The organism is Flavobacterium sp. 9AF (assembly GCF_902506265.1).
Taxonomy (GTDB): domain Bacteria; phylum Bacteroidota; class Bacteroidia; order Flavobacteriales; family Flavobacteriaceae; genus Flavobacterium.
In genome coordinates this window covers 2,598,144-2,611,220 of record NZ_LR733556.1, presented here as the reverse complement: position 1 = coordinate 2,611,220, position 13,077 = coordinate 2,598,144, and the positions used below count along the sequence as shown (strand labels likewise).

At 28.9% G+C, this 13,077-nt stretch carries 8 protein-coding genes; 5 read left to right on the top strand and 3 right to left on the bottom strand.

Annotation, left to right across the window (positions count from 1 at the left end):
• The first annotated feature begins 8 nt into the window (after positions 1-8).
• Both HALO113_RS11935 and HALO113_RS11930 read left to right on the top strand, forming a co-directional pair.
• Positions 9-2,831, top strand: coding sequence for an aminopeptidase (locus tag HALO113_RS11935; RefSeq protein WP_370519370.1), 2,823 nt, complete (start codon positions 9-11; stop codon positions 2,829-2,831).
• A 176-nt stretch (positions 2,832-3,007) separates the two neighbouring features.
• On the top strand, positions 3,008-5,413 hold the full coding sequence (locus tag HALO113_RS11930) for a thiamine pyrophosphate-dependent enzyme (protein WP_159779228.1): 2,406 nt from the start codon (positions 3,008-3,010) through the stop codon (positions 5,411-5,413).
• A gap of 171 nt (positions 5,414-5,584) precedes the next feature.
• Here HALO113_RS11930 and HALO113_RS11925 read toward each other — a convergent pair whose 3' ends face one another.
• Complete coding sequence (locus HALO113_RS11925) at positions 5,585-6,706, bottom strand: cysteine desulfurase family protein (protein WP_159779227.1); 1,122 nt, start codon at positions 6,704-6,706, stop codon at positions 5,585-5,587.
• A gap of 351 nt (positions 6,707-7,057) precedes the next feature.
• On the opposite strand from HALO113_RS11925, the gene HALO113_RS11920 reads away from it, so the two are divergent.
• Positions 7,058-7,471: a hypothetical protein gene (locus tag HALO113_RS11920; protein WP_159779226.1), complete on the top strand. Its 414-nt coding sequence runs from the start codon at positions 7,058-7,060 to the stop codon at positions 7,469-7,471.
• 323 nt (positions 7,472-7,794) lie between these two features.
• On the top strand, positions 7,795-8,208 hold the full coding sequence (locus tag HALO113_RS11915; protein ID WP_159779225.1) for a hypothetical protein: 414 nt from the start codon (positions 7,795-7,797) through the stop codon (positions 8,206-8,208).
• A 65-nt stretch (positions 8,209-8,273) separates the two neighbouring features.
• Here HALO113_RS11915 and HALO113_RS11910 read toward each other — a convergent pair whose 3' ends face one another.
• Entirely contained in the window at positions 8,274-9,899 is a 1,626-nt protein-coding gene (locus HALO113_RS11910; RefSeq protein WP_159779224.1) for a LamG-like jellyroll fold domain-containing protein, read from the bottom strand.
• A gap of 136 nt (positions 9,900-10,035) precedes the next feature.
• Positions 10,036-11,253, bottom strand: a complete 1,218-nt coding sequence (locus HALO113_RS11905; protein WP_159779223.1) for a hypothetical protein — start codon at positions 11,251-11,253, stop codon at positions 10,036-10,038.
• A gap of 148 nt (positions 11,254-11,401) precedes the next feature.
• Between HALO113_RS11905 and HALO113_RS11900 the strand changes: the two genes are divergently transcribed.
• Positions 11,402-13,077 (top strand): two-component regulator propeller domain-containing protein (locus tag HALO113_RS11900; protein ID WP_159779222.1); only part of this gene is annotated, 1,676 nt, incomplete at its 3' end.

The following is a 13,077-nucleotide window of genomic DNA, read 5'->3' as shown; positions in this document are numbered from 1 at the left end:
AAACAAACTTGAAAATTAAGAATTTATTATTTTTTTTGTTTCCCTATTTATGCTTTTCACAGCATAATTCTGTTATTACAGCAAGATTGAATCATGAAGACAAAACCATTTTGGTGCAACATGAATTAATTTATAACAATACAAGTAACACCATTCTTAATACAATTGCTCTTAATGATTGGAACAATGCCTTTTCAGATAAAAATTCTCCCTTAGGCAAACGTTTTTCTGATGAATATACCAGAGCATTTCATTTAGCAAAAGAAAATGAGAGAGGTTATACCCAAATTATCAATGCAAAAGATTCAGAATTTAAAAATATAAATTGGACAAGAGCTAAAAATAATCTTGATGTAATCCTTTTGGAATTAAACGAGCCTTTAAAGCCTAATACTTCTGTAAAACTTTCCTTATTCTATAAAGTAAAAATTCCTCATGAAAAGTTTACAAAATATGGGTATGATAATGATGGAAATATCTATTTAAAAAATTGGTTTCTATCTCCTGCTCGATTTGAAAACAGACAATTTATTATTTATAGTAATGAAAATTTAGACGACATTTCAAATGCTCCTACAGATTATAAAGTTACATTAGAAGCTACTAAAAATGTGTTTATTGTTTCAGATCTAATTCTCGAAAAAACTGCGAGTGTTACTAATGAATTAGATAGTCATACTTTTTACGGACACAATAAAACCGATTTTACCATAAGCATCAATCCAATAAATGAGTTTACATATTACAAAAACGATTTAACAGAAGTAGTTACTAATATTGAAACAAAAATTGATGACGTCAGAAAAGCATTATTGATTGATAAAATTACTCATTTCGTAACAGAAAAGACAGGTAGCACTGCTACAAAAAAACTCTTGGTTTCTAAAGAAGACTACAGCCGTCAACCTTTTTATGGTTTGAATCAATTGCCTTCATTTTTAAGTCCTTTTTCAAACGAGTTTATGTTTGAACTCATGTTTCTTAAAACATATACTAATGCATTTTTAAAAGATAATTTATTAATAAATCCAAGGAAAGATCAATGGGTTTTAGATGCTTTTCAAGTTTTTATCATGATGAAATACATCGAAGAATTTCACCCTGATACAAAAATGACAGGTAATTTAGCCAAAATAAAACTCTTAAAATCATATCACTTTATAAATTTAGATTTTAATCAACAGTATAATTATTTGTATATGCTTATGGCTAGAAAAAATCTAGACCAACCTCTAAATGAATCTAAAGATGAATTGATTAAATTTAATGAGCAAATAGCTAACAAATACAAAGCAGGCTTAAGTATAAATTACTTAAATGAGTATTTAGGCAATCACATTGTTGAAAATTCAATTAAAGAATTTATCACTTTAAATCAACTTATTGAAACCAGCGCGCTTGACTTTGAAATAATCTTAAAAAATAATACAAAAAAGGATATTAATTGGTTTTTTAATTCTATAATAAAAAGTAGAGATTTAATCGATTTTAAGATTACTAAAATTTCTAAAGATGATGAAATCATTACTTTAACAATTAAAAATAAAACGCATACTGATGTTCCTATTTCCTTATATAAATTAAAAAATGATTCAATAATAGAAAAAAATTGGATAGAAAATATCAAAACGGATAGCACTTTTACTATTAAAAGAAATGATGCTACAAAATTAGTCTTAAACTATTTTAATGAAGTTCCTGAATATAATTTAAGAAACAATTGGAAATCATTAAAAGGATTCTTTTTTAATCACAGACCTTTAAAATTTAATTTTTATAAAGATCTTGAAGAGCCAAATTATAATCAGTTGTTCTATGTACCTGAATTTGAATTTAATTTATACGATGGTGTTGCTTTTGGTATCCGTTTTAATAATAAATCGATACTCAACAAACCTTTTACTTTTAGTGTAGCTCCTTTTTATTCTACCAATACAGGAAAAATTATAGGTAACTTTTCAGTAGCTGTAGATGACTATGTAAGAGATGATAGTAAATTATATCGAATTTTGTATGGAATTAGTGGCAATCAATCTCATTATGCCCCAGATGCTAAATATACCCGAATATCTCCAACAGTTCAATTTATTTTTAGAGACAAAAATCTAAGAACCAATAAATCCGAAAACATAACAATTAGAGAATTATTTATAGATAAAGAAGCAACTCAAGGATTAAAAGTAAATACAGAAGCTTCTCGATTTGCTGTCTTTAGTGCTTCTTATACAAATTCACAATCAGAAATTACTAAAGTGTTTAACCTATCGAATCAAGTACAAATTTCAAACTCTTTTGGAAATGTTACTTCAGTTATAAATTATAGAAAATTATTTGAAAATAATCGACAAATTAGTTTGCGCTTATTTGCAGGTAAATTTATTTATTCTAATAAAAATGATACAAATTCATACAGTTTTGGTTTAGATAAACCCGTAGATCTAACGTTTCAAACGAATTTATTAGGAAGGAGTGAATCTACTGGCCTTTTTAGTCAACAATTCGTATATTCAGAAGGAGGATTTAAGTCAAAATTAGATACGCGATATGCAAATAATTGGATGACAACCCTTAATGCTTCACTAAATGTTTGGAATTGGATACAAGTATATGGTGATGCCGGATTATTGAAAAATCATTTTGAACCTACAAAATTTCGCTATGATTCTGGAATCCATTTAAATCTTGTACCTGATTATTTTGAGTTGTTTCTACCTGTTCAATCTTCGAATGGTTTTGAACTAAATGATAAAAATTATCAGCAAAAAATTAGATTTATTATCACTATTAGTCCAAGAACATTAGTTTCTTTGTTTACTAGAAAATGGTTTTAATGCTATTTTCTTATTTTTTTAAACTTTTTTCAACAAAACAACAATATATCAACAAATAAATATAGTATTTATATTAATTTACATGTATTTATAATAATTATTAATATTTTAAATTTAACACTATTGCTTTTTACGTCGTGTTTAACTATATTTGTGGCAACATCTAAATTAATATTATGAGTAATTCTGTCATAAAAGAAACTTTATCATTTCAAGATTTTAAAACTGAAGTACTTAGAGACTACAAAACGGCTGTTATAAGTAGAGAATGTAGTTTATTAGGGAGAAGAGAAGTTCTTACTGGGAAAGCCAAGTTTGGTATCTTTGGAGATGGAAAAGAAGTTCCACAATTAGCTATGGCTAAATCTTTTAAGAATGGCGACTTTAGATCAGGATATTATCGTGATCAGACTTTTATGATGGCTATTAATGAATTAACTATTGAACAGTTTTTTGCTGGATTATATGGGCATACCGATATCCGTTTTGACCCAATGAGTGCAGGACGACAAATGGGTGGGCATTTTGCTACCCATAGTGTAGATGATAATGGAAATTGGAAAAACCTTACACAACAAAAAAATTCTAGTGCCGATATTTCTCCAACTGCTGGTCAAATGCCTCGTTTATTAGGACTAGCTCAAGCATCTAAAATTTTTAGAAATGTAAAAGAGTTAGAAAATCATAATCAATTTTCTATAAATGGAAATGAAATAGCATGGGGAACTATAGGAAACGCATCAACCTCTGAAGGTTTATTTTTTGAAACTATAAATGCCGCTGGAGTATTACAAGTACCCATGGTAATGAGTGTTTGGGATGATGAATACGGAATTTCGGTTCATGCGAAACATCAAACTACAAAAGAAAATATTTCTGAAATTCTGAAAGGATTTCAAAGAGATGACGAAAATAAGGGATACGAAATTTTGCGTGTAAAAGGTTGGGATTATCCTGCATTAATAGACATTTATGAAAAAGCTGCAAAAATTGCAAGAGAGGAGCACGTACCTGTTTTAATACATGTAGATGAATTAACACAACCTCAAGGGCATTCTACCTCTGGAAGTCATGAAAGATACAAAAATAAAGAACGTTTAGATTGGGAAAAAGAATTTGATTGTATCGAACAAATGAAACTTTGGATGATTAGCAATAATATTGCTACAGAAGAAGAAATAAATGATATCAATTCGGCTTGTAAAAGAGAAGTTCTAGAAGGCAAAAAGGCGGCTTGGGCAGCCTATAATGACCCCATCAAAAAAGAGTTACAGGAATTAGTTGAAATTATCCAAAAAATTGCTAAAACAAGCGTAAATAAAGTTTTTATTGAAAAACATGCTAATGATTTAGCTTCTATTAAAGAACCCATTAGAAAAGATATTTTAACAACAGCTAGAAAAGTACTTCGTCTAATTAATTCGGAACAAACAAAGAGTATCCTTGGAAACTGGATTTCAGAATATTTAAAAGTTATTCAACCCAAATTCAGCTCTCATTTATATTCGCAATCTTCCTATAATGTTCATAATGTTAAAGAAGTGTTGCCTACTTATGATGAAACAAGTGAAGAAGTAGATGCGCGTTTAATTTTAAGAGACAATTTTGATTATATTTTTTCTAAATACCCTGAAACATTAATCTTTGGAGAAGATTCGGGTAATATTGGTGACGTAAATCAAGGTTTAGAAGGCATGCAGGAAAAATATGGTGAATTAAGAGTTTCTGATACAGGAATTAGAGAAGCTACCATTTTAGGCCAAGGTATTGGTTTAGCCATGAGAGGTTTGCGTCCTATTGCAGAGATTCAGTATTTAGACTATTTATTATATGCATTACAAATCATGAGTGATGATTTGGCTACACTTCAATACAGAACACACGGCAAACAAAAAGCACCATTAATCGTTAGAACTCGTGGTCATCGTTTAGAAGGTATTTGGCATGCTGGTTCTCCAATGGGAATGATTATTAATGCTGTTAGAGGAATGCATGTTTTAGTTCCTAGAAACATGACTAAAGCAGCTGGATTTTACAACACTTTATTAGAAACAGATGAACCGGCATTATTAATTGAATGTCTAAATGGTTACCGTTTAAAAGAAAAAAAACCAACTAATATTGGAGAATTTAAAACACCTATAGGTGTAACTGAAACAATTAAAGAAGGTAAAGATATTACTGTAGTTTCTTATGGTTCCACATTACGCCTAGTAGAACAAGCAGCTAAAGAACTATTCGAAGTAGGTATTGATGTCGAAATTATAGATATACAATCTTTACTTCCATTTGACATTCATCATGACATTGTGAAAAGTGTAGCAAAAACAAATAGATTATTAGTAGTTGACGAAGATGTACCTGGTGGAGCTAGCGCTTACATTTTGCAAGAAATACTTGAAACTCAAAAAGGGTTCTATCATTTAGACAGCCAGCCTCAAACACTTTCTGCTCAAGCTCACAGACCTGCATATGGTACTGATGGTGATTATTTTTCGAAACCAAGTGCGGAAGATATTTATGAAAAGATATATGCTATTATGAACGAAGCTAACCCTAATAAATATCCAAGCTTATATTAAAATTCAAAAAAGAGGCTGTCCATAAAAATACAATCTTGTCAAGCTGAACTTGTTTCAGCTTCTTTAAAACACTGATTATTACCATTTTTAGTTTCCGAAATCGAGGATTCAACGGAGTTAAATAAATTCAGAATGACAAAAATAAGACTTTTTGGACAGCTTCTTTTTTAATCAAATTTCTTTCAATACACTAACTAGATAATCTATTTCCTCTTTAGTATTAAAATGGCTAAAAGAAATTCGTATGTTAGGTTTTAATTGATCTTCTGAACTTAGAAATTCAGCTAAAACATGAGAAGGCTTATTACTACCACTTTGACAAGCACTTCCTCTAGAAACTGCTATTCCTTTCATATCTAATAAAAAAAGTAACATTGAGGTTTTCGAAGAATCAAATGGTAATACAACATTTATTATATTATAAAAAGTGTGATTACCAATAATTTTTATACCTGGGAATGTTTCTTTTAAGGTTTCGGAACAATATTTTTTTAAATTTTCAATATAGTTTTGCTCCTTTTCTAAATTCAAATAAGCCAATTCAAGTGCCTTTGCCATAGCTACAATTTGATGTACTGCTTCAGTACCCGCTCTAAAACCTTTTTCTTGCTCACCTCCATATATCATAGGTTGCAAAATGGTATTTTTTTTGATGTAAGCAAACCCTACTCCTTTCGGCCCATGAAATTTATGCGCAGTAGCTACCATAAAATCGATATTTAATAAATTCATATCTAATACAAACTTACCTATAGATTGCACAGCATCACAATGAAAATAAGCTTTCTTTTCTTTACAAATTTTACCCACCTCGTCAATAGATAAAATCTCACCTGTTTCGTTATTTACATGCACCAAAGAAACAAGGGTTTGACTTCCATATTCAATCGACTCATTTAATATAGATAGATCAATACTTCCATCATCTAAAATTGGCAAATAATTAATTTTAATACCATATTCTTTTTCTAAGGCTAAAATCGTATATAAAGTAGCATGATGTTCTATTTTAGAAGTAATAATTTGTTTTATACCTAAATCTTTTACTGCACTTCTTAAAATCCAGTTGGTAGCTTCTGTTGCACCAGAAGTAAAAATAATTTCTGAAGCTGTAGCATTCATTTGCTTAGCTATTATTTTTCTAGATGATTCTAGAACACTTTTTGCACTCCTACCAAAACTATGAGTTGAAGATGGATTGCCAAAATTTTCATTTAATACAGAAACCATTTCATGTATTACTTCTTCTCTTAATGCTGTTGTAGCCGCATTATCAAAATAAACTTTAGTCATAATTAAAACATTATTACAAAGATAATACAATCAAGAAAACATATAAGAATAATAAATTACCTCTTATTCGATTTAAAACATTTAAAGTCATTAGCAAATTATTTTTATTCCATTTTAACTAGGAAATAACTACAAAAAAAGCTTTTTAAAACATTACATGTATAAAGATAACACCCAAAACAAAGTTTAACAAAATCGGCAAAAATCTTGTAAACTTTTTTTAATCATAGTTTTTATTTTTACTTTATTAATTAAAAAATGATTACATATTCTAATTAATAGTGTTCATACACTTTACAATATGAGGTCAATTTAACGTTCAAGACCTATGGAACAGAAACAACCCAAACTATGAAAAACTTTACTTTATCATTCTTTTTAGCAATTGGATTTTGCTTTTATGGTTACTCTCAATGTAATGACGGAACGATTACTGGGTATTTTACAATTATCTTAGGACAACCTACCACTTTTACAGCCACGCCAAATGCACAATGTGAAAATTGTTATGATTGGGATATAAACAATCATTTAACTTCCACTGAAAATCAGACCATAGGTAGCTTAAAAATTATTGGAACAGATACACAAAAAACACTAACTATAGAGCCCACAGCCGTTGGTTCATTTTCAATACATTTAGCCTATATAGATGAAAAAGGGTATCATACGGCTACATTTATGGGAAATGTGGTTAGTCCTACAGAAATGATTTCTAATCAAAACCAAATAACTTTAGTAAAAGAAAAAAAGAAATTAAAATAAAAAACGCATCAACTTAACAAACAACTATAAATAATTTTCTTGTATTGAACGACCTCTGATTTTTTAGAGGTCGTTTTTTTTTATTCACATAAGAAGCGCAGAAAAAACAATGCCTAAGCGAGTTATAAACAACCATTTGTCGTCAAAAAACAACACTTAATCTTATTAAAATAAAAAAATATGTTAAAAAATCAAAAATATATTATTACATTTATAAAACAAAATGCAATTTTAATGTTAAAAAACAATAAAAATAATTATTAAAAATGCATTAGGTCGCATAAATGTTCAAGACCTTAATGGAACAAACAAAGCCTCAAAATATGAAAAAACTAATCTTTTCTATGTCCTTAGTAATTGGATTCTGTCTAGCAGGATTTTCTCAATCAAATAATGGAAGTATTAATGGCTATTTTACAGTTATTTTAGGACAACCCACAACGTTTTCAGTAAATACTTTTGAAAAATTAGATACTTATGAATGGAGTGTGAATACCAATCTAACTCAAATTAAAAACAAGAAGAATTTAGGAAGTTTGAAAATAATTGGAAAAAATGATGAAAATTTATTAATTGTAGAACCAACAGCTTTAGGTGTTTTTTCGATTGAAGTAGTTTATACAGATTCAAAAGGTTATCACACGGCTAGTTTTATTGGAAATGTAGTTAACCCTATAGACATTCAAAAAGAAGAAAGCATTACTTCTTTAGATGAGTCTAAGAAACAAAATAAATAATTGTTTAAAATTAAAAAAGGCGACTAAATTATATTTAATCGCCTTTCTATTTTAGATTACTATTCTTATTTTTTCAACAACTTACTTGTCGTAATTTTTCCAGATGCAGTTTCTATAATTACAAGATACATTCCTGCATTCAAATGAGAAATATTATTGTTAACTCGATTTGATTCAAACACTTTTTTACCTGTTAAATCAGTAACCGTTAATTTCTTAAGTTGCTCATTATTTAATTTTACATCAAATTGATTATCAACTGGATTCGGATACAACATAACATTTTCCGATTCAAATGTTGCACTAGATAAAGCAGCTGGTGCTTGATACTTCAATCCTAAAATTTCTTGTTGCGTTAAAGCTCTATTAAAAAAATAAAGTTCGTCCATAGTTATTGCAGCTGTTTTAGAAGACATCGGCATACCATTTGCAGGGTTATCAAAACCGGTTCCTAAATAAATTTGATCCGAAATTTTATTCAAAACATCACCAGCACCTAAATAAAGTATTCCTGCATAATCGCCATTAATATAATACGTTAATCTTCTTGTTCCTCCTACATTTTTAAAAACCAATGCATGATGATTCCAACCGTCTTCTTGAGCATAAAAAGCATAATCCTCTAAATCTGAACCTCCGCTAGAGCTTCCAAAATTATAAAACAACCCAAAATTGTCTTTTGGTGTACCGCCATAAAAACGCTGTCTTACATACATAGAATTAAACAACTCGATACTTGTTTCATAAGAATTAGTTAAGGTAACATCCCTTTTTTGCCAAAATGCAACCGTAAAATTATCATCATTAATTACTTGATCTAAGGTTTGGTTTACAAAACCACCAGTTAATGTAAGTGCAGACCCTCTATAACCACCATTATAATCTCCACCAATAGGAATACTAGGAATATTTGTAAAACTATGTGCATTATCGTGTGAATTTAATGATGATTCAAAAGGAAAATAAGCCACTAAATCATTAGTATTTAAAGGACTTTCCTGAATATAATTGTTTAATACTTGTGTTTCAGTTAAAGCTACATCATATATTTTCAAATCATCAAACAAATAAGTATCATATTGATTCATACTTGCACAATGCTTTCCTAAATAAAAAAGATTTGACAGTGTCGTCCAACCTGAAGTAACGGTATCAATTACTAATTTACCATTTCTATACGTTTTAACAGTAGTTCCATCAAATGTCATTACATAATGATACCACCCGTCTAGTGGATCTGTAGACAATTTAATATAATTTCTTTCATTGGTCGCTGATGAATAGTCATAACCGTATGAATAAGAAATCATATAATTTTTTCTTTGTTGCAAACCAAATCCTCTTCCTGGATTCTCAGTTCCATAAAAAAACAATCCAAAAGTATGATTAGTAGAGATAATGTGGTTGTATTTTACCCATACAGAAACTGTTCTGGGAGAAGTTCCTACTGGTAATGCAGGCAAGGTAGCTCTATAATTATGCGTATTACCTACTTTTGCAAGCGCACCATTTGCTGTACCATGACGATCGGTAAGATAAGTTGCTCCTATTGTTGAATTTTGCGAATAAAATTCGGCTCCAGTAATGTTTGTTGCTTCATTTAAAGTACCGTTGAATGAGTATTGATAAATAGGCGTTTGTGCTACTACATTTAAGCTAGTCAACACTAAAAAAAGTAAAATTTTCTTCATAATATTCTTATTTTGAGTACAAATTTCTCCTATTCATATTTGTATTTTATTTTGAATAAGGTGAAACCCTCTTTTGAGTTTGTGAAACAAAAAAACCTGTAAAAAATTACAGGCTTTTTCGATTAACACTTAAAACTTATTTCACAGCTATTTTTTTAAATTCTGCAAATTCTGCATCGGTTAAATCTTGATCTGCAAAAGAAAATCCATTGTAATAAGGCTTATCATACCCTGAACCATTATATTTTCTTCTTAAATTAGCTCCTATTAAATAATACTTTCCTCTTACATCCTTTTTCATAGCTTCTGGAGAACGCTCTACCACAAACCAATAGGTAGCTGATTGATACAAAGGCACTCCTGTAATGGCATGAACGGTTGTAAACCAACCTGCATTTGGAGCATAACCATATTTAATTGTTTTTCCAGCTGATAAATCATTTGTCATTCCAGATTTAGCAGTAGTATACCATTCCTTAGAAGTAAAAAATTCACCAGAAGTTGTTCCTTTTGGTTTCGCTTGATTACCAGCTCTTGCAGCAGCAGCCATAGAAAAATATTCTTTTGGAATGTATTTTTTCTCAATTGTTTCTATCAACTTTTTACCTGTTAAACCTTCTAATTGTTTTATATCTTTAACTAAAATCAATAATGTTTTTTTAGGCTCTTTTAAAAACCCATTTACTTCATTAGATATATCATAACTATTCGATACTCTACTATCAGGATAAGGTTCTTGCGTGTTTAAATCATAATTATCTTTAATCCAACCTTTATCATCGCGCATATTTCTTGGATAATTCAAAACAAACATATCTTGTTCTGGACTTAAAATTTTTCCTGGTGTTATTTGATACAATAATCCGTGAGCACTTAATAAGTTATTTTCGTAAGGATACAAATCGTAACGCATATATGATTTATCCGCGCTTTCTTTTGTCCAAATAGAAGTTACCACATTCATACCAGGAAAGGTCCTTGATTCACTTTTGTATGTGTAATCGTTCCAACGAACAAATACTTTTTCAACCGTATTAAAAACTGGTGAATATATATAGTAATATCCTGAAATCTTTTTAGCATCTTTTACTTCTTCATTCTTGGTCCAATCTTCATTTTTTACCGTTAAAGTTCCGTCGTAATTAAAATTCTCTAACGCTTCTTGAACTTGAACCGTTAAAGGACTTTTGCTTTTTTTAATTTTAGAATCGGATTTAGATTCTTTAGAATCAGAAGAATTCTCTGTTTTATCCTTTTTTTTGCTTATTTTATTTTTTACAAAATCACCCAATTGAGCATTTGTTTGCAAACAACTTCCTAATAGCACAAAGGCTAAAAATGCTTTTACGTTCATATTTAATTTACTTTATATTACTTAATGGAGCAAAATTGTTAGTTTATCAGAAAAAAACATGTTGTAAATAAGGTGAAAGGTGAATTTCAGTTTGTGAAATTCACTTTTAAAATTAACTTTATGAATTACATTTGCATAAATCATATATATGAAAAGGTTTATTTTCAATTTTATCAATTTATTGCTTGGTGCCACTATGTATGCACAAGGAGTTTTTTTTGAAAATATAAACCATCAATATGGCTTACCTTCCGAAAACATATACGACATTTATAAAGATTCAAAAGGATATATTTGGAGTACTTCAGAAATAGGTTTATTACGCTTTAATGGTAAATCATTTCAAGTCTTTGATAATTCTTCTAATCTTTCAAAGTCTGGTTCTTACATTAAAGAAGATAAGTTGGGGAGAATATGGTATCAATCTTTTGATGGATATTTTTTTTATGTTGAAAATGACAGCTTAAAACAATTACATTCGAAGGAAAGTTCTGGTTTTAAATCGTACAGTTTGAATTCTAAGTTCCTTTTTAGAGTAATTGATAACGGTATAGTTCAAATTGATTTAACTTCATTAAAGCAAAATCTCCTTATAAAAGGAAATAATTTTGTTTTTTGTCACCTTATAGACGAATGGTTGTATTATGGAAACCAAGTGGTTTACCGTTACCATCTTACTCAAAAAAAAATAGAAAAGGTTTGCAATCTCAACAGAAATTTTAAATCCTTAATTACATTTTCAAATGATCGTTATATTGCATTTGCAGATCGTAGTACGCCAAAAACGCCATTTATAATTTTAGATAATTTAGGAATACATACCCAATCCTTTTTGGATTTACCAGAAACTTTACAAAATGTGTATTTACTTCCTAATGAAATTTGGTGTTTTACAAAAAATGGAATTTACCGATTTGATTATCAAATGAAACCATTACAAAATTCCCATTTTTTAGAAGGAAAAAATGTTTCAAGTTATACTAATGATTCAAATAATTTTATTTGGATAGGATCACCTACTAATGGCATGTATGTAATAAAGGACTTGTCAAGTCACGAATTTTATTTAGAAAATGACGAATTTTCAAGTATTTCTAATAAAGACAAAAAAATATATACTGGTACAAATAGTGGAAAAATATATGCACATTCTCTCGATTTAAAAACAGAATTATTTTTTGATACGGGCGAAAATAATCACATCTTATATCTCGACTTTAAAACTTTTAAAGATTGGATTTTTTTTACTGGTAATGGATTTTATGCACAAAATATAAAAGAAAATAAAGTTAATAGAAATTACACTTCTGTAAAAGAAATTACAAAAATTAATGATACTACTCTAGGGATTGCTGCAACAGGTTATGCAGGAAAAATGGATATACATTCTATTGCAAATGAAGAAATACTAAAGAAGAATATCATTACTAATTTACGTGCAAAATCTTGTGTTTATTCTGCATCAAAAGAAACACTTTATATTGCATCAAACAAAGGATTATTTAGCATAGATAAAGAAAATACCATTTCACAAATTCAACATCATAATCAAAATGTATTTGCTAAAAAAATTGTCAATCAAAATGATACATTATGGGGAATAACAAATAATGGCAAATTGTTTTATAATAAGGATAAGCTTTTTAATTTCATAAATCAAAAAATAATTTTTAGTCATATTAAAATATTTAATAATCAAATTTATTTGGGTACCAACAATGAAATTTATAATCTCAAAGGAAGTAGAATACAAAAAATTAATAGCATTGGGAGATTTAATCCTATCATTGACTTTGAAATTATAGGCCAAGATTTATATATAAT